The sequence below is a fragment of the Nocardioides jishulii genome (assembly GCF_006007965.1).
Lineage (GTDB): Bacteria > Actinomycetota > Actinomycetes > Propionibacteriales > Nocardioidaceae > Nocardioides > Nocardioides jishulii.
Window position 1 is genome coordinate 2563304 of record NZ_CP040748.1, and the last position, 17811, is coordinate 2581114.

At 70.7% G+C, this 17811-nt stretch carries 15 protein-coding genes; 2 read left to right on the forward strand and 13 right to left on the reverse strand.

Annotation, left to right across the window (positions count from 1 at the left end):
* Positions 1-89 precede the first annotated feature (89 nt).
* Positions 90-983, forward strand: a complete 894-nt coding sequence (locus FCL41_RS17275; RefSeq protein ID WP_212723200.1) for a LysM peptidoglycan-binding domain-containing protein — start codon at positions 90-92, stop codon at positions 981-983.
* Complete coding sequence (locus FCL41_RS12195) at positions 980-1510, forward strand: Rv3235 family protein (RefSeq protein ID WP_137067164.1); 531 nt, start codon at positions 980-982, stop codon at positions 1508-1510. Before FCL41_RS17275 ends, FCL41_RS12195 begins: the two co-directional genes overlap by 4 nt.
* 18 nt (positions 1511-1528) lie before the next feature.
* Here the strand turns inward: FCL41_RS12195 and secA are convergent, their stop codons facing one another.
* The 13 genes from secA to FCL41_RS12260 all read right to left on the reverse strand — a co-directional run bounded on the left by secA (position 1529) and on the right by FCL41_RS12260 (position 17801).
* Positions 1529-4336 (reverse strand): preprotein translocase subunit SecA, encoded by a 2808-nt coding sequence (gene secA, locus FCL41_RS12200; RefSeq protein WP_137067165.1) that lies wholly within the window; start codon positions 4334-4336, stop codon positions 1529-1531.
* A 116-nt stretch (positions 4337-4452) separates the two neighbouring features.
* The gene (locus FCL41_RS12205; protein WP_137067166.1) at positions 4453-5688 is read right to left on the reverse strand and encodes a winged helix-turn-helix domain-containing protein; all 1236 of its coding nucleotides are present in this window, start codon (positions 5686-5688) and stop codon (positions 4453-4455) included.
* Positions 5685-6362: a response regulator gene (locus FCL41_RS12210; RefSeq protein WP_212723201.1), complete on the reverse strand. Its 678-nt coding sequence runs from the start codon at positions 6360-6362 to the stop codon at positions 5685-5687. Before FCL41_RS12210 ends, FCL41_RS12205 begins: the two co-directional genes overlap by 4 nt.
* Positions 6363-6457: 95 nt before the next feature.
* Positions 6458-7069 carry a ribosome hibernation-promoting factor, HPF/YfiA family gene (gene hpf / locus FCL41_RS12215; protein WP_137067167.1) on the reverse strand — a complete coding sequence of 204 codons (612 nt, stop codon included), beginning with the start codon at positions 7067-7069 and terminating at the stop codon, positions 6458-6460.
* Between the two features lie 399 nt (positions 7070-7468).
* Entirely contained in the window at positions 7469-8263 is a 795-nt protein-coding gene (locus FCL41_RS12220; RefSeq protein ID WP_137067168.1) for a ComF family protein, read from the reverse strand.
* Positions 8264-8391: 128 nt separating this feature from the next.
* Positions 8392-10143: an LpqB family beta-propeller domain-containing protein gene (locus FCL41_RS12225; RefSeq protein ID WP_137067169.1), complete on the reverse strand. Its 1752-nt coding sequence runs from the start codon at positions 10141-10143 to the stop codon at positions 8392-8394.
* Positions 10140-11750 (reverse strand): MtrAB system histidine kinase MtrB, encoded by a 1611-nt coding sequence (gene mtrB / locus FCL41_RS12230; protein WP_137067170.1) that lies wholly within the window; start codon positions 11748-11750, stop codon positions 10140-10142. The genes FCL41_RS12225 and mtrB overlap by 4 nt, the downstream gene beginning before the upstream one ends.
* Before the next feature lie 9 nt (positions 11751-11759).
* Positions 11760-12464 carry an MtrAB system response regulator MtrA gene (mtrA, locus tag FCL41_RS12235; protein ID WP_137067171.1) on the reverse strand — a complete coding sequence of 235 codons (705 nt, stop codon included), beginning with the start codon at positions 12462-12464 and terminating at the stop codon, positions 11760-11762.
* A 41-nt stretch (positions 12465-12505) separates the two neighbouring features.
* Positions 12506-13936: an adenosylhomocysteinase gene (gene ahcY, locus FCL41_RS12240; RefSeq protein WP_137067172.1), complete on the reverse strand. Its 1431-nt coding sequence runs from the start codon at positions 13934-13936 to the stop codon at positions 12506-12508.
* Between the two features lie 207 nt (positions 13937-14143).
* Positions 14144-15205: a DUF808 domain-containing protein gene (locus FCL41_RS12245; protein WP_137067173.1), complete on the reverse strand. Its 1062-nt coding sequence runs from the start codon at positions 15203-15205 to the stop codon at positions 14144-14146.
* Between the two features lie 4 nt (positions 15206-15209).
* Positions 15210-16247: an SIS domain-containing protein gene (locus FCL41_RS12250; RefSeq protein WP_137067174.1), complete on the reverse strand. Its 1038-nt coding sequence runs from the start codon at positions 16245-16247 to the stop codon at positions 15210-15212.
* 10 nt (positions 16248-16257) lie between these two features.
* A complete protein-coding gene (locus FCL41_RS12255) occupies positions 16258-16422 on the reverse strand; it encodes a Trm112 family protein (RefSeq protein ID WP_137067175.1) in 165 nt (54 codons plus the stop codon).
* Entirely contained in the window at positions 16422-17801 is a 1380-nt protein-coding gene (locus FCL41_RS12260) for a phosphomannomutase/phosphoglucomutase (RefSeq protein ID WP_137067176.1), read from the reverse strand. Before FCL41_RS12260 ends, FCL41_RS12255 begins: the two co-directional genes overlap by 1 nt.
* Between the last annotated feature and the right edge of the window lie 10 nt (positions 17802-17811).

Consider the following 17811-nt stretch of genomic DNA (forward strand, 5'->3'; position numbering starts at 1 on the left):
GTCCCTCGCGATGCCCGGAAATGGGGATGGGCAAAGAACGCCTATCGCCGCTTAGATGAGGCAAACAGACACAAACGAAAGGGTCTGGGATGTCTCGGAGCATCGATGCCCTGCGCGGCACCGCCCCCGCTGCCCCCGTCTGGCGCTGCCTGCTCGTCTGGGTCGCGGCCACCGTCGTGCTGGCCGCGGGCACCCTCCTGGGGCTGGAGAGCGCCGCGGCGCTGGCCGACACCCCTTCAGGCCGCCCGTTCGACGTGCTCGTGGTCGACCTGGCAGGTGCGCTGGCCGCCCTGGTGTGCCCCTGGCTGTGGGTGCTGACGAGCGTCACCGTCGTCGACGCCCTCCGGGGCCGCGTCCGCGGTGAGGCAGGCTGGTGGCGACGGGCGACGCTGGTCGCCTGTGGCTGCCTGGCCACCGTCACCCTGGGCACCACCTCCCACGCGGCGTCCGCACCGATGGACTCCGCCCCCACAACCGACACTGCCGGCTCGACTGGGTCAACCGGGTCAGCCGGAGCGCTCCAGGGGCTCCCCTACCCCGACCGGCCGGTGTCGGGGCCCGACACCGGGCTGCCGTCGCCGGTGGCGCCCACGAGCACCAGCCCGACGACGTCAGCGCCTGCCCCCGCGACGCCTCCCGCGGGGGAGGACGTCGCGGCACCTGAGGCACCCGACGCACCCGGGGCGTCTGCAGGCACCACCGGGTCGGCTGCGACCCCCCACGACCCCGAGGGCGGCGCCTCCCGCTCGGGCGACCGCTCCGACGCCCACGTCGTACGCAGCGGCGACACGCTGTGGGCCATCGCGCGGGCCCGGCTCGCGGCTGCGGACTCCCCGACGAGCGACGCGGAGGTGTCGAGAGCCGTCACCGCGCTGCACCTCGCCAACCATGAGGTCGTGGGCGGCGACCCGGACGTGATCCTGCCTGGCCAACGGCTCGCCCTGGACCTTCCTGACCCCACCCACCGAGAGGACGCACGATGAGCAGCACCCCGACCCCGATCGACCGGCGCACCCCGCACCGTCCGGTGCACTTCGCGCCCACCCCCACGCTGGTCCAGGGCTCGCTGGCCCTCGACCTCACGCCCTGCCTCGACCCGCCCCGCCCGGAGGCGCGGCCGGGGCGCGCGGGCTGCGACCTCGTCCGGGTGCCCGACGCGCTGCGCCACGACCTGGAGAGGTGGGTCGAGCGCTACGCCCAGGCCGCGGTCGAGATCGTCGCCGGCGACCGGCCGGCGTCCCAGCTGCTGCGCTGGAACCGCGCCGACGTGCACCAGGACCTCGTACGACGTGCTGTCCTGGTCGCCCACGCGGGTCGCCGGGAGCCGGGCCAGGGCCGTCCTGCGGGCGCCACCCGGGCACGTGTGCACGGCGTACGGCTCAGCTTCCTCTCCCCCACGACGGTCGAAGCGGCCGTCCACCTCAAGCACGGCGCAAGGTCGCGTGCGGTGGCCGGCCGCTTCGAGGTCCACCGCGGACGGTGGATCTGCACGGCGCTGGAGTTCTGCTGAACCCGCTGTCGGTGCGGGTCAGCCGACCCTGGCGGTCTGCCCGGAGGCGCCGCCCGGCGCTCCGTGGCACTTCTTGAACTTCTTCCCGGAGCCGCAGGGGCAGTCCGCATTGCGAGCGATGCCTGCGAACGGGTCGGCCTCGGCGGCGGGTGCGGTGAGCACCTCGGCGTCGCCGTCCTCCGACGGCGCCGTGTAGGTGAGGATCTGCGGCTTCTTCGGCGCGAGCCCCTTGGCCCTGACCTGCGGGGCGTGCGGGGCGGCCTCGTCCATGTTGATCAGCCCGGGAGCCTCGTCCTCGTGGTCGTGGTCGTGGTCGTGAGCGGGCTGCTCCTCGATCTCCACGGACAGGTTGAAGAGGAAGCCGACGGACTCCTCCTTGATGCCGTCCATCATGGCCGAGAACATGTCGAAGCCTTCGCGCTGGTACTCCACCAGCGGGTCGCGCTGCGAGTAGGCGCGCAGGTAGATGCCCTCACGCAGGTAGTCCATCTCGTAGAGGTGCTCACGCCACTTGCGGTCCAGCACCGAGAGGACGACCTTGCGCTCGAGCTCACGCATGACCTCGTGGCCGACCTCGTCCTCACGCGCGTCGTACGCGGCGTGGGCGTCCTTGCGGACCTCCTCGGACAGCGCCTCGCGGGTGAGGTTGATCCGGCCGCCCGCCTTCTCGACCAGGCTCTCCAGCGTGAAGCTCATCGGGTAGAGCTGCTTGAGGGCCGTCTCCAGTGCCGGCAGGTCCCAGTCCTCGGCCTGCTCGATGGTCGCGCCGTTGACGTAGCCGTTGACGACCTCGTCGATGAAGCCGCGGATCTGCGCCTCGAGGTCGGCGCCCTCGAGCACCCGACGACGCTCGGCGTAGATGACCTCGCGCTGGCGGCTCATCACGTCGTCGTACTTGAGGACGTTCTTGCGCGACTCGAAGTTCTGGGACTCCAGGTTGGCCTGGGCCCCGGCGATCGAGTTGGTGACGCGCTTGGAGTCGATCGGCATGTCGTCCGGGACCTTCAGCGCGGTCAGCAGGCGGTCGATCATCTCGCCCTTGAAGAGGCGCATCATCTCGTCCTGGAGGGAGAGGTAGAAGCGGCTCTCGCCCGGGTCACCCTGACGACCGGAACGACCACGCAGCTGGTTGTCGATGCGGCGCGACTCGTGACGCTCGGTGCCGATGACGTAGAGACCACCCAGGGCCGCCACGTCGTCGTGCTCGGCCTTCACCTGCGCCTTGATCCGGGTGAGGGTGTCCTCCCACTTGGCCTCGTACTCGTCGGCGGTCTCACCGGTGGGCTCGATGCCGGCGTTGCGCAGCTCCTGGTCGGCCAGGAACTCGACCGAGCCACCGAGCATGATGTCGGTGCCTCGACCGGCCATGTTGGTGGCGACCGTGACGGCGCCGCGGTGACCGGCCATCGCGACGATCTTTGCCTCGTCGGCGTGGACCTTGGCGTTGAGGACGGTGTGCGGCACGCCCTCGCGCTTGAGCAGGCCCGAGAGCAGCTCGGACTTCTCGACCGACACGGTGCCGACCAGGATCGGCTGCCCCTTGCGGTGGCGGTCGGCGATGTCCTGCACGACGGCCGCGTACTTCGCCTCCTCGGTCCGGTAGACGAGGTCGGGCTGGTCGATACGGGCCAGCGGCTTGTTCGGCGGGATCGGCACGACGCCGAGCTTGTAGATCTTGTCGAACTCGCTCGCCTCGGTCATGGCCGTACCGGTCATGCCGGAGAGCTTGGAGTAGAGGCGGAAGTAGTTCTGCAAGGTGATCGTGGCGAGGGTCTGGTACTCCTCGCGGACGGTCACGCCCTCCTTGGCCTCGATCGCCTGGTGCAGGCCGTCGTTGTAGCGACGCCCCGACAGGATGCGGCCCGTGTGCTCGTCGACGATGAGCACCTCGCCGTTCATGACGACGTACTCCTTGTCCTTGCGGAACAGCTCCTTGGCCTTGATGGAGTTGTTCATGAAGGAGATCAACGGCGTGTTGACCGAGTCGTAGAGGTTGTCGATGCCGAGGTTGTCCTCGACCTTGGTGATGCCCGGCTCGAGGACGGAGATCGTGCGCTTCTTCTCATCGACCTCGTAGTCGACGTCCTTGACCATGTCGCGGGCGATGCGGGAGAACTCGCCGTACCACTGCACCTCGTCCTGGGTGGGACCGGAGATGATCAGCGGGGTGCGGGCCTCGTCGATGAGGATCGAGTCGACCTCGTCGACGATGGTGAAGTTGTGTCCACGCTGGACGCAGTCCTCGAGCGCGTCCGCCATGTTGTCGCGCAGGTAGTCGAAGCCGAGCTCGTTGTTGGTGGCGTAGGTGATGTCGCAGTTGTAGGCCTCGCGACGCTCCGCCGGACGCATCGACGGCAGGATCACGCCGGTGGTCAGCCCCAGGAAGGAGTAGATGCGACCCATCCACTCCGCGTGGTAGCGCGCCAGGTAGTCGTTGACCGTGACGACGTGGACGCCCTTGCCCGACAGCGCGTTGAGGTAGGCGGGCAGGGTCGCGACGAGGGTCTTGCCCTCACCGGTGCGCATCTCGGCGATGTTGCCCAGGTGGAGCGCGGCCCCACCCATGATCTGCACGTCGTAGTGGCGCTGCCCGATGACGCGCTTCGCGGCCTCGCGCACCGTGGCGAAGGCCTCCGGCATGATGTCGTCGAGGGTCTCGCCCTCGGCCAGCCGCGCCTTGAACTCATCGGTCATGTTGCGCAGCTCGTCGTCGCTCATGGCGACGAAGTCGTCCTCGATGGCGTTGACGGCCTTGGCGATGCTCTCGAGCTGACGCAGGATCTTGCCCTCGCCGAGGCGGAGGAGCTTGTCGATGATGGCTGGCACGGGGTTGAACTCCTGGTGCAGATCGGAAGAGGCGCGGCACGGTCCGAGGACCGTCCGCCATGCTACCCACCACACGTGAGACGTGGAGACGCACGCGCACAGTGGTCACGCAGTGTTCAGGCAGGCGCGCTGTCCAGGGCCGCGGCCAAGGGGCCGGCGAGGTCGCCTCGAGCGCCGACCTCCACCCGGTCACAGCCCACCCAGGCCGCCGCCCGGCGGAGCTCGGCCGCGAGCTGCTCGGCGGTGTCCGCGGGGGCGTACGCCTCGGCGAAGGCCCCGGGGACGCCCAGCACCCCACGCCGCCGGTCCGCCTTGAGGTCGACCCGCGCCGCCACCCGGTCGCCGAGCAGGAACGGCAGCACGTAGTAGCCGTGCACCCGTCGGTGCACCGGGGTGTAGATCTCGATGCGGTAGTGGAAGTCGAAGAGCGCCTCGGCGCGTGGACGGTGCCAGACCACGGGGTCGAAGGGGCTCAGGAGGGTGCGAGCACCAACCCGGCGCGGCAGCCGCGCCCCGACGTCCAGGAAGGCGGGGCGGCTCCAGCCCTGGACCGTGACCTGCTCCACCTCCCCCGTCTCCAGCAGGGTCCGCAGGCTGGCGCGGGTCGCCGCGACCGGCATCCGGTAGTAGTCGGCCAGCGAGGCGACGTCGGCGACGCCGAGCGAGCGGACCGCCCGGCGGACCAGCTCGAGGTCGGCCTCCTCCCGGCTCGGGGTGGGCGCGGCGAGCACGCGGGCCGGCAGCACGCGCTGGGGCAGGTCGTACACCACCTCGAACGCCCGCGTACGGCCGGCGATCGCCACGTCACCGACGGAGTAGAGGTAGTCGAGGACCTTGCGCGCCTGCGACCAGTTCCACCCCCAGTGCTCCTTCGAGCGCGTGGCCCCCATCTCGGACTCCAGCTCGCGGGCCGTCAGCGGCCCCCGCTGGGCGACCGCCGCGAGCACCTGCGGCTCCAGCGTCTCGTCGGCACCCATGCCCCACTTGCCGCGACTGGCCCGGAAGGCGACCCTGCGGTGGTGCATGGCAGGCCACAGGTCGACCGGCATGTACGCCTGCACGTGGGCCCAGTACTCGACCAGGCGCCGGTCACGGCTGCCGGAGGCGGCTCGTTCGAGCAGGGCGGGGTCGAAGGGCCCCATCCGGGCGTACAGGGGCATCAGGTGCGCCCGCGCGAAGACGTTGACCGAGTCGACCTGGAGCACACCGGTGCGGGCCACCGCCCGGTCCAGGCTGCGCAGCGTCGGTGCGGCGTGGGGACGGTCCGTGAAGCCCTGGGCGGCCAGCGCGATCCGACGCGCCTGCGACTGCGAGAGCGTCTGGCTCGTGCGTGGCCCGGCCGGTGGCGTCACGGCAGCTCGAGGATCTTCTCCTTGACCGCGTACATCACGGCCTCCATGCGCGAGTGGAGCTGGAGCTTCTCCAGCATGTTGCGCACGTGGTTCTTCACGGTGTTCTCGGAGATGAAGAGGACCTTGGCGATCTCACGGTTGTTCATGCCCTTGGCCACCAGGCGGAGCACCTCGAGCTCGCGCTCGGTGAGGCGCAGGCGGGGACCCTGCTGGTGGTCGGGACGCGACATCTGCTTGAACTCGTCGATGAGCTTGACCGCCATCGAGGGGGAGATCAGCGACTGTCCCTCGGCCACCACCCGGACGCCCTGGGCGACCTCCTCGATGGAGGAGTCCTTGAGCATGTAGCCGGCAGCACCGCCCTTGACCGCCTCGTACAGGTCGACCTCCTCGTCGGAGACCGTCAGCATGATCACCTTGGCCGACGGCGTGGCCTCCTTGATCGCGCGGCACGCCTCGATGCCGGTGCGCTTGGGCATGCGTACGTCGAGGAGCACGACGTCGGGGGCCAGCGCCACGGCCATGTCGGTGGCGGCGACGCCGTCAGCAGCCTCGCCCACGACCTGGATGTCGGGCTCCTGGCTCAGCAACATCGTCAGTCCGCGGCGGAAGAGCTCCTGGTCGTCAGCGATGACGACCCGGACGACTCCGGCGCCCGTAGATTCGTCGGTCACGCGGTCATCATGTCAGACAAAGAACTCCCCCGAGGTGTACCGACACCTCGGGGGAGCGCTCTCTGCTTCAGATGCTCTGCTTCAGACGGAGGAAATCACTCGCTCATGTCGAGCGCGATGACTCCGTAGTCGTAGCCCCGTCGGCGGTAGACCACCGACGGCCGCTCCGACTCCTTGTCGACGAAGAGGTAGAAGTCGTGACCGACCAGCTCCATCTCGTAGAGCGCCTGGTCGAGGGTCATGGGAACTGCCTCGTGCGTCTTCTCCCTGACCACCAGCGGACCATCGCCCGTGACGGTGATCGGCCCGACCTGACGCTCGGCGACTGCGTCGGTCTCGTCGGGCTCGGGCGCCTGGACATCGGCCAGGGCCTCGCCGACGGAGACGGGGGTGCGACGACCGCGGTGCACCCGGCGACGGTCGGCCGCCTTGCGCATCTGCGACGTCATCTTGTCGAGAGCCAGGTCGAGCGCAGCCATCTTGTCGTCGGCTGCGGCCTCGGCACGGACCACGGGGCCCTTCGAGAAGGCAGTGAGCTCCACCTTGACGGCCCGCTCGGTCTGACGGGGGTTCTTCTCGTGGGAGACCTCGACGGCCACTCGTTGAATCCGCTGGTCGTGCTTCTCGAGCCGCGACAGCTTCTCAGCGGCGTGCTCGCGGAACCGTTCCGAGACCTCGATGTGACGGCCTGTGACCACTACGTCCATGTGAACCTCCCGATTCAGTGGAAATCACCTGCAATGACTGCCGGCCGCCGGCCCTGCACGGGCAACGACGAGCGGCAGAGGAAGGAGTCCGTCCGGCCGACCTGGTCTTCGTCCCCACAGTCGCCTGCTGAGGCTCTCGCAGCTCAGTGCCACTACCCACCTTCTCCCGACCTCCGTCGTGTCTGACGACGGGGCCGAGGCAGGACTTACTTCTAAGCCGCACCGTGATCAGCGGCCCCGCGAGGGGGGCACGCCTTACGTGGGCCGTTTTGCCTGCGACTGGCATCGGCTTGTCGTCCGAGACGTCCCGGACGACGCAACCACGGACCCGAACGGACTCCATGCACAGACGTTACCCCCTTCGCCCGAGGGCGTGAGGCGCCCCCCTTGATCTGTCCGTCACACGGGCGTCCGAGGTGTGCGGCCCGCCCCGACCCGCCGCGTCGGCACCCGTCGAGGCACCGCTGCCACGACCGCCGCACCCACCGGTGGGGCGCCGACGGACAGGAGTGCCCGCCGGGCCTCCACGAGCGTCGCCCCGGTGGTGACCACGTCGTCGCAGAGCACGATCACCGGCGCAGGACCGCTGCGCGTGAGCCGGGCGACCGGGACCAGGCGCGGCGAGGGACAGTGCATCGAACCGACCAGGTTGTCGGCCCGTCGAGCCGCGGTGAGTCCGCCCTGGTCAAGGACTCCGCCCCGGCTGCGTAGGAGTGGATGCACGCGTACGTCGTGGCCGTCGCGCCGCAGTCGGCGCGCGGCGAGACGCACCACCCGCGCCAGGGGGTCGTCGCCACGAGCTCGTGCCGCCCCCGGCGACGACGGCACGGGCACGAGCACGACCGGGCGGGGACCGACGCGCTGGCCTGCGACCAGCAGCGCCGCCACGGAAGCAGCCAAGCGGTCGCCGAGGAAGGGTGCGACGGCGGTGCGCCCCCGCTCCTTGTGCGCGACCACGGCCTCGGCGAGGAGGCCGACGTACTCCCCCGAGCTCCAGCAGCGCGGGAAGCCCTCCGGGGTGGGTCGCGGGGCCGTCGGCGTGGGCTCCGGGAGGACGGTGAGGCACGGCTCGCACACAGGCGGTCCGAGGGCGCCGCAGCCGGCGCAGCTGCTGCCGAGGACCAGGTCGAGCCAGGCGGCACGGGTGGCCCGCGCCACGGGTGCGCGGGCGAGCGAAGGCGGCAGGGGGACCATGGACCCAGCCCAGCAGTCCGTGGACTCTCTCACCGAGCGCCGAGCTCCTCCTGTGGAGCGGCACCTCCTTGGGGAGGCGCGGCGGGCGTCGCGCTCCGACGTCGCCCCACCACGAGCCCGCGCCCGGCTCAGCCCACGAAGCCGAACCAGGAGGGGCCGTCACCCGGCTCGGGGAGGTCGCGCGACGGCTTGGCGAGGTCGAGGATCTGGTCGCCGGTGACGACGTAGGTCCCGTCCCCCTCGACCGGCGAGCAGACCAGCCGCCTGGCCTCTCCGCGCACCCGTGTGGCCGCGCTCGCGCCGCGCTCCCCGGGCGAACCGTCGACGGGGAGGAGCCGCACCTGGGCCAGGTCGGGGGTGACGCTGCCGAGCAGGGCCAGGGTCACCGGCGATCGCCACGCGATGTCGGTCACCCGTCGCGCAGCCTCTGCGCTGCGGGTGACCGTGCGCGCGCGGGTGAGGCGTGGCCGGCCGCCGTCGGGTGAGTGCGACACACGGCTCACCACCACCCGGTCCCGGTCCGGCCCGCGGATCACCGCGACCAACCGTGAGGAGTCCCGCGAGACCAGGAAGAGGGTGACGTCCTCGCCCGTGACGCCGGGGACCTCGACCTCGACCGGGTCGCCGTCCCCCGACTTCACCCACACCCGGGCCCCGGAAGGCGTCCGGTCGACGAGCCAGACACGGCCCGCGAAGTCGAAGACCGGGCGGAGCAGGTCACTCGCCCCCTCCACGAAGGTCTCGTCCGGGGCGCCCTTCTCGAGCGCGGCCGCCACGGCGGAACGTCCGTCCCTGGTGACGCCGACCGCCCGGGTGCCGTCGAGGCTCACCCCGACCGACCGGACACCGAGCCCGGAGCCGAGCGGCCCGGCCGTCGTGGAGAAGTTCTCGAAGTCGCCACGCACCAGGCGACCGTCGACCAGGGCGAAGAGGTCACGGTTGGTGTCCCGCCCCAGTGGGCTGAAGGCGAGGCTGGACTGCACGGAGACCTCACGAGCACCGTCGGCCATGGTGACCGGACGGTCGTCGATGGTCAGCCGGACCTTGTCGACGTCCGGCACCTGGCGCAGGGTCCAGGTGAGCTGGGCCAGCATCTCCTCCGCCGAGGTCGTGTCGACGGTGCCGTCCACGTCCTCGATCACGACGTCGGCCACGCCGTCGTCGTCGATCGGCACCGAGTTCATCGCCAGACGGCCCGCGGGGAAGGCGCTGCGCGAGACGGCCCGGTCGGGCGCGCCCTCGAGCAGCCCACGGACCAGGGCGGTCGCCATCTGGTCGCCGGACGGCACCCGCACCGGCTCAGGCACCAGGATCGTGCCGGTGGGGTCGAAGAAGTGGAGGGAGGCGGACTGGAAGCCGTCGTCGAACCACGACTCCGGGACGACGAGGGCGTCGGGGGCGGCGTCGATGCGCCACTCCTCCCCCTCGATCGCCATCGGGAAGGTCAGGGTCGCGTCCTCGTCCGGCAACCTGTGCTCCCAGGCACCGCGACGGTCGTAGCGGTGCGCCTCGACGAGCGGCACCCGGACCCGGGCGAACCCGACGGCCGGCCCGAAGTCGGAGTAGGTGATGGTGCCCTTCTCGGGCGACCACGTGCGCTGGGCGCGTTCGGTGAGGAACTCCGAGGCCACGCTGGTCGTGACCGGGGTCGCCTTCATCGCCTCGAGGAAGCCCAGCACGATCTCCTCGGGGTCCGCCCCGTCAGCCGGCGGACGCGGGTCGTAGAAGCCGCCGCCCTCGTCCTCGTCGGCGGCCTGGGGGTCGACGCGCACCAACGGCCCCTCCGTCGGCATCTGTACGCAGGCCGTGAGGACACCCAGGGCGAGGACCGTCAGGAGAGCCGCGAACCTGCGGCGGGAACGGGCGTACGGACGGGTCATGAGCCCACCTCCGCATCCTCGGGGACCAGCGGCAGGGGGCTGTGCCGCAGCGGCTGTCCGAGCGTACGCGGCAGCGTGAGGCGGAACTGGGCTCCCGCACCCTGACGTCCCCACGCCTGGAGCCAGCCACCGTGCAGGTGGGTGTCCTCCAAGGAGATCGACAGGCCCAGTCCGGTGCCGCCACTGGTGCGGGCGCGCGCGGGGTCGGCGCGCCAGAAGCGGTTGAAGACCATCGCGGACTCGCCCGGGCCGAGGCCCACGCCGTAGTCGCGCACCGTCAGCGCGGCGGCGGTGTCGTCGGCCCCCAGGGTCACCACCACGTCACTGGACTCCGCGTGGTCGATGGCGTTGGTGACGAGGTTGCGCACGATGCGCTCCACGCGTCGTACGTCGGCCTCGGCGATGCAGGGGCGGTCGGCCTCGCGCACCACGACGCGCGTGTTCCGCCGCTCGGCCATCACCCGGGTCGCGTCGACGACGCGGTTGACGACGTCGAGGAGGTTGACGTCGTCCACCTCGAGCACGGCTGCCCCGGCGTCGAAGCGGCTGATCTCCAGCAGGTCGCCGAGGAGCACCTCGAAGCGGTCGAGCTCGGTCTGCAGGAGCTCTGCCGCACGCGCGGTGACCGGGTCGAAGTCGCTGCGGGCGTCGTGCAGGACGTCGCTGGCCATCCGGACGGTGGTCAGGGGCGTACGCAGCTCGTGGGAGACGTCGGAGACGAAACGACGCTGGAGCCGGCTGAGCTCCTCGAGCTGCCGGATCTGGCGTTGCAGGTTGGAGGCCATCTGGTTGAAGGAGACGGCCAGGCGGGCGAGGTCGTCCTCGCCGGTGACGCGCAGGCGCTCCTGGAGCTGGCCCGCGGCGAGCCGCTCGGCGACGCGGCGGGCTCGGCGGATCGGGTTGACCACCTGGCGGGTGATCAACCACGTCACGCCCGCGACCAGGAGCACCAGGAAGACCGCGGCGCCCAGCAACGCCCGACTGACCAGGCCGAGCGTGGCCTCCTGGTCGGTGAGCGGGTAGAGGTAGTAGAGGGTGTACGTCTGCCCGTCCGCCGGCAGCGTCACCTGGGAGGCCACCACGATCCCCGGACCGGGCTCCACCCGTGCCACCGCCCCGGTGGTGCGGATGTCGGTGTAGCTCCACGCGCTGGGGCGCGGATCGGAGAACTCCCGCACCATCGAGGCGGGGACGCTCGCCCTGTCGAGGTTGCGCGAGAACTGGACCCCTCCCCCGGAGAGGTCACCTCCCGAGCCCACCGGCGGGGAGAGGACGACGGCGAAGCCGCTGGCGGCTCCGCGGGCGATGATCGGCTCGATGAGGTCCTCGCGCTGGCCCGAGGCGTCGACGTCGGTGCCGGTCGCGAAGGTGAGGCGGCTGCGCGCCTCGGCGGTCTCGGCGGCCGCCTCCGCGAGGACGCGGTCGACCCGTTGGTCGAGCAGGCCGTCGCGGGTGGTGCGCAGCAGGAACCACCCCACGGCGCTGCCCACGATGAGGCAGAGCAGCACGGTGCTGGCCACGACGCGGGCCTGGATGGACCGTCGCCAGGCGGTGAGGAACCGCCGCACACCGCCCGAGAACCGGGCGAACGCTCTGCGCAGTGGCATGGGCGCTCGCTACGACTTGCCGGCCCTGTAGCCGACGCCACGGACGGTGAGCACGACCTCGGGGTTCTCGGGATCGTGCTCGACCTTGGAGCGCAGGCGCTGGACGTGGACGTTGACCAGCCGGGTGTCGGCGGCGTGCCGGTAGCCCCAGACCTCCTCCAGGAGGACCTCGCGGGTGAAGACCTGCCACGGCTTGCGGGCCAGGCAGACGAGGAGGTCGAACTCGAGGGGCGTGAGGTTGATCTCCGTGCCGTCGCGCGTGACCTGGTGCCCCGGGACGTCGATGCTCAGGTCTCCGACGGTGAGCGTCTCCGACTCCGGGGAGTCGAAGCGGCGTACGCGGGCGCGGATGCGCGCGACGAGCTCCTTGGGCTTGAACGGCTTGACGACGTAGTCGTCGGCGCCGCTCTCCAGCCCCAGCACCACGTCGACGGTGTCGCCCTTCGCGGTGAGCATGACGATCGGCACGCCGGACTCGGCGCGGATCTCCTTGCACACGTCGATGCCGTCCTTGCCGGGCAGCATCAGGTCCAGCAGGACGACGTCGGGGCGGTAGTCCCGGAACGCCGGGACCGCCTGGTCCCCTCGGGTGACCATGCGAGAGTCGAAACCCTCCTGACGCAGGACGATGGTCAACATCTCCGCCAAGGAGGCGTCGTCGTCGACGACCAGGACGCGCCCGCGCGTGCGGGCGTCCTGGTGTGCCTGCGTCATGTCGGCCATTGTGCCAGCAACACGGTCCCCGAGGAGGACGCTCAGTAGCGGTAGTGGTCGGGCTTGAACGGACCCTCGGCGTCGATGCCCAGGTAGTCGGCCTGGTTCGACGTGAGCGTCGTCAGGTTGACGCCCAGGCTCGCGAGGTGGAGACGGGCGACCTCCTCGTCGAGGTGCTTGGGCAGCACGTAGACGCCGACCGGGTACTCCTCGAGCTTGGTGTAGAGCTCGATCTGCGCGAGGACCTGGTTGGTGAAGGAGTTCGACATCACGAACGACGGGTGGCCGGTGGCGTTGCCCAGGTTCATGAGGCGACCCTCGGAGAGGATGATGACGGAGTTGCCGGCCGGGAACGTGAACAGGTCGACCTGCGGCTTCACGTTCTTGCGGACGATGCCCTCCCACGACTCGAGGCCGGCCATGTCGATCTCGTTGTCGAAGTGGCCGATGTTGCCGACGATCGCGTTGTGCTTCATGCGCGACATCTGGTCGGCGGAGACCACGTCCTTGTTGCCGGTCGCCGTGATGATGATGTCGGCGATCGGAAGGGCGTTCTCCAACGTGTCGACCTGGTAGCCGTCCATGGCGGCCTGAAGGGCGCAGATCGGGTCGATCTCGGTCACGATGACGCGCGCGCCCTGGCCGCGCAGCGACTCGGCGCAGCCCTTGCCGACGTCTCCGTAGCCGCAGACCACGGCGACCTTGCCGCCGATGAGGACGTCGGTGGCGCGGTTGATGCCGTCGATGAGCGAGTGGCGGCAGCCGTACTTGTTGTCGAACTTCGACTTGGTGACCGAGTCGTTGACGTTGATGGCCGGGAAGAGCAGCTTGTCTTCCTTCATCATGTCGTAGAGACGGTGGACGCCGGTGGTGGTCTCCTCGGTGACGCCCTTGATCTCGTTGGCGACCTTGGTCCAGCGGTCCTTCGACTCGGCGAGCGAGCGGGCGACGGTCTCGAAGACGATGCGCTCCTCGACGGATCCGGCGGTGGCCGGGTCGGGCGCGACGCCGGTCTTCTCAGCCTCGACACCGAGGTGGACGAGCATGGTGGCGTCGCCGCCGTCGTCCAGGATCATGTTGGCGTACTGCCCGTTGGGCCACAGCAGGATCTGCTGCGTGCACTCCCAGTACTCCTCCAAGGTCTCGCCCTTCCAGGCGAAGACCGGGACACCGCTCGGGTTGTCCACGGTGCCCTCGGGGCCCACGACCATCGCCGCGGCGGCGTGGTCCTGGGTCGAGAAGATGTTGCACGAGGCCCAGCGGACCTCCGCGCCGAGGGCGACCAGGGTCTCGATCAGGACCGCGGTCTGGATGGTCATGTGGATGGAGCCGGCGATCCTCGCGCCTGCCAGCGGCTTCGAGTCGCCGTAGCGCTCGCGCATCGCCATGAGGCCGGGCATCTCGTGCTCGGCAAGCTTGATCTCGGTCCGGCCGAAGTCGGCCAGGCTCAAGTCTGCGACCTTGTAGTCCATCACTACCCCTCGTCAGTGGTTCCTCTGGTGCTGGTCCGGAGAAGCGGACCACCGTCCCCTCCGACGACGAGCGTAGGACCGGCTCCCGACAATCGCGCAATTCGCACCTGCCCCGCCGAGGGTGCCTGCCCTGCTCACGACCCTGCCCCTGGCCCTCCTCCTGGCACGGCGTGAGGGCCCCGTCCCTCCGGGCGTGGCGCGCTGGCGTCAGGAGGCCTGGCCGGGATCACCGGCACCGGGCGTACCGCCGCCCTCGGCACGTCCACCGGCCTGGTTGGCTACGTCCTGCGCACGGTGGGCCTTGCCGCGCGCCTCGGCCTCGGCGTGCTTCTCGTCCTTGCCGTGCCCGAAGGGCAGCAGGTGCAGCACCAGGACGACGACCGCTCCGACGACCAGGCCGAAGACCGCCGAGCCGGCCGTGTTGACCAGCCATCCCACCGCTCCGGCCGCCACCGGGACGGCGTCGTGGGCCGCGACCTCGACGTGGTGGACGAGGTCGTAGGGCGCGTGCCAGCCGAGGTCGTCCAGACCCACCAGCAGGATGTGGCCACCGACCCAGAGCATGGCCACGGTGCCCACGGCACCGATGGTGGCCAGCACGCCCGGCATCGACTTCACCAGGCCGCGGCCGAAGCGCCGGCCGAATGTCGAGCGCGCCTTGGTGGCGAGCATCAGGCCGAAGTCGTCGGCCTTCACGATGAGGCCGACGACGCCGTAGACGAGCAGCGTGATGCCGATCGCGACGACGACGAGGATGATCGCCCGCGAGAGGAACGGCTCGTCGGTGACCTCGTTGAGGGCGATCACCATGATCTCGGCCGAGAGGATCAGGTCGGTCCGGACCGCTCCGGAGACCATCTTCTTCTCCTGCTCCGGGCCGATCTCGGTGGCGAGCACCTCGGGCTCGGTGTGGCCGGAGAGCTTCTCGTACAGCTTCTCGGCGCCCTCGAAGGCGAGGAAGGTGCCGCCGAGCATGAGGATCGGGGTGAGCAGCCACGGGAGGAACTGGCTGAGCAGCAGCGCCGCGGGCAGGATGAAGCAGAGCTTGTTGACCAGTGAGCCCTTGGCGATCTGCTTGACGATCGGCAGCTCCCGCTTCGCAGCCAACCCCTGGACGTACTGCGGCGTGACGGCGGTGTCGTCGATCACCACGCCCGCTGCCTTGGCGCTGGCCCGGCCGGCGGCTGCTCCCACGTCGTCGATGGAGGCCGAGGCCACCTTCACCAGCGTGGCCACGTCGTCGAGCAGTGCGAAGAAACCGCCACTCATGAGTTCACTCCCCCGTCAGTCCGATCTGCAGGTATGCGGCTGCATACCGCCCCTGCAACAGCAGCGAGGAGTAGCGTGCCAGCTCGCTCAGGGCGCCCGGGTCGCAGGTCAGGGTCTCCACGCGTACGCGGCGCTCGCCCGCCGTGCGGACCAGCCGGTCGCGCTCCTCGGCGACGACCGGGTGGTCGCTGCCGTCGTCGAGCACCACCAGCACGGGAGGCGCGCTGGCGGGGTCGGAGTCGAGCGGGTCGTCGAACAGGTCGCGCACCGGCGCCGACTCCATCACGGGGAGCAGGTGCTCGGCGTCGCCGGCGAGGGCGGAGACGCCGGTGGCCCGCCTCAACGACTCCGCGACGCGCCGCGCCGCCCGCGCGGCGAGGACGGTGCCTCCCCAGACCAGCGGCGTGCGGTCGGCCAGGGCGATCGCGAGCAGCTTGGCGGGATTGACCGACAGGTCCTGGTGGGGCGAGCAGACGGTGGCGACCTGGTCGAGGGCGCCGGCGACGTCGTCCACGTCGGTGTGCGGCCCGAGGTCGATCCGGTCGAGGAACTCCAGCATCACCACGGCTGCTGCCGACTGGTCACCGGTGACCACCGGCAGCAGGTGGCACCAACGGCCCTCCGCGTGCTCGGCGACCAACGACTTCTCGGGCGCGGCCACGACCACCTGGGCTCCGCGGCGCAGTCCCTCGGTCACGGCCAGCGCGGAACCGTGGTCGGAGCCGTCGGGTGCCAGCACCACGACGAGGTCGAGGCTCCCCACCCACCCCGGCAGGCCCGGCATCGGCCAGGCCACGAACGGCACCGGGCACGAGGGCTCGAGCACGGCTCGGAGCAGTCGCGAGTCGGGCCCCGCGGCGACGACGGCCCTGGGACGGTTGGCCTGGTGCGCCTGGGCCACGGCTCGCTCGAGTGCCTCACCGACCTGCACCCGGTCACGGCGCACCCGGGCGCCGGCCTCGGCCAGCGTCCTCAGCATCGGGTCGGCAGCGGCCAGCACCCGCTCGTCGTCGAGGCGGGCCTCATCGAACCAGGTCGTCATCAGCGTCGTCTCAGGCGGGCTTGCGGGCCTCGTCGACCAGCAGGACCGGGATGTCGTCACGCACGGGGTAGGCGTAGTGGCAACCGGTGCAGACCAGCTCCTCGCCCTCCACGGAGAGATCCGCGTGGCAGGCGGGGCAGACGATGATGTCGAGCAGGGCGGGGTCGAGGTTCATCAGTGGCTCCTGATCGTGGAGAGGACGGCGTCGCGGACCTCGGCCATCGTGGCGTCGTCCTTGCCCTCGGAGTTGAGGCGCAGCAGCGGCTCGGTGTTCGAGGCCCTGACATTGAACCACCAGTCAGCGTGGGTGACGGTGAGGCCGTCGAGCTCGTCGACCTCCACGCCGTCGCGGCCCGCGTACTGCTCCTTGAGCCGGGCCAGCACGGCGCCCTGATCGGCGACGGTCGAGTTGATCTCGCCCGACGCCGGGTAGCGCTCGTACTCGGCCAGCAGCTCCGACAGGGGCAGGTCGGTCTCGGCGAGCGCCGCCATCGCGTGGAGCGCGGCCAGCATGCCCGAGTCGGCGCGCCAGAAGTCGCGGAAGTAGAAGTGGCCCGAGTGCTCGCCGCCGAAGACGGCGTCGGTCTCGGCCATCGTGGCCTTGATGAAGGAGTGGCCCACCCGGGTGCGCACCGGCTTGCCGCCCAGCTCGGTGACGATCTCCGGCACCGCACGCGAGGTGATGAGGTTGTGGATGACCGTGGCCCCCGGCTGCCTGGCCAGCTCGCGCGCGGCGATCAGCGCGGTGAGCGTCGAGGGCGAGACGGCACGGCCCTTCTCGTCGACGATGAAGCAGCGGTCGGCGTCACCGTCGAAGGCGAGCCCGATGTCGGCCTTCTCGGCCAGCACGGCCTTCTGCAGGTCGACGAGGTTCTCCGCCTCGATCGGGTTGGCCTCGTGGTTCGGGAAGGTGCCGTCGAGCTCGAAGTAGAGCGGCACCATCTCGACGACGCCACCGATGCGGTCGAAGACCATCGGTGCGGTGAGCCCGGCCATGCCGTTGCCCGCGTCGACCACGACCTTGAGCCCACGGCCTCGCACGGGCGCCAGGCTCAGCAGGTGGTCGGCGTAGTCGGCCAGCACGTCGGTGGAGGTGATCTCGCCGGGCGTCTCGGCCTCGAGCGTGGTGCCGGCCGCGACGACGTCACGGATCTCCGACAGACCGGTGTCCAGGCCCACCGGCACGGCACCGGGGCGGCACATCTTCATGCCGTTGTACTGCGCCGGGTTGTGGCTCGCGGTGAACATCACGCCCGCGTGGCCCAGGTGGCCGGAGGCGAAGTAGAGCTGGTCGGTGGAGGCCAGGCCGATCATCACGACGTCGGCGCCGGCGGTGGCCGCACCCTCGGCGAAGGCCTGCGCCATGCCGGGCGAGGAGGGCCGCATGTCGTGGCCGACCACCACCGTGTCGGCCCCGAGCACCTGCACGAACGCGTTGCCCGTGGCACGGGCCAGGGTCTCGTCCATCTGGTCAGGAACGGTGCCGCGCACGTCGTACGCCTTGAAGATGGCGCCGAGGTTCGCGGGATCCAGGGTCGGGCTGGCGGATGTCATGGCCGGGAGC

Excerpts from the sequence above, each read along its gene's own strand:
- FCL41_RS17275 (WP_212723200.1), top strand. The coding sequence starts at position 90 with ATGTCTCGGAGCATCGATGCCCTGCGCGGCACCGCCCCCGCTGCCCCC.
- FCL41_RS12195 (WP_137067164.1), top strand. The coding sequence starts at position 980 with ATGAGCAGCACCCCGACCCCGATCGACCGGCGCACCCCGCACCGTCCG.
- hpf (WP_137067167.1), bottom strand. The coding sequence starts at position 7,069 with ATGGACGTAGTGGTCACAGGCCGTCACATCGAGGTCTCGGAACGGTTC.
- FCL41_RS12220 (WP_137067168.1), bottom strand. The coding sequence starts at position 8,263 with ATGGTCCCCCTGCCGCCTTCGCTCGCCCGCGCACCCGTGGCGCGGGCC.
- FCL41_RS12225 (WP_137067169.1), bottom strand. The coding sequence starts at position 10,143 with ATGACCCGTCCGTACGCCCGTTCCCGCCGCAGGTTCGCGGCTCTCCTG.
- mtrB (WP_137067170.1), bottom strand. The coding sequence starts at position 11,750 with ATGCCACTGCGCAGAGCGTTCGCCCGGTTCTCGGGCGGTGTGCGGCGG.
- mtrA (WP_137067171.1), bottom strand. The coding sequence starts at position 12,464 with ATGACGCAGGCACACCAGGACGCCCGCACGCGCGGGCGCGTCCTGGTC.
- ahcY (WP_137067172.1), bottom strand. The coding sequence starts at position 13,936 with ATGGACTACAAGGTCGCAGACTTGAGCCTGGCCGACTTCGGCCGGACC.
- FCL41_RS12245 (WP_137067173.1), bottom strand. The coding sequence starts at position 15,205 with ATGAGTGGCGGTTTCTTCGCACTGCTCGACGACGTGGCCACGCTGGTG.
- FCL41_RS12250 (WP_137067174.1), bottom strand. The coding sequence starts at position 16,247 with ATGACGACCTGGTTCGATGAGGCCCGCCTCGACGACGAGCGGGTGCTG.
- FCL41_RS12255 (WP_137067175.1), bottom strand. The coding sequence starts at position 16,422 with ATGAACCTCGACCCCGCCCTGCTCGACATCATCGTCTGCCCCGCCTGC.
- FCL41_RS12260 (WP_137067176.1), bottom strand. The coding sequence starts at position 17,801 with ATGACATCCGCCAGCCCGACCCTGGATCCCGCGAACCTCGGCGCCATC.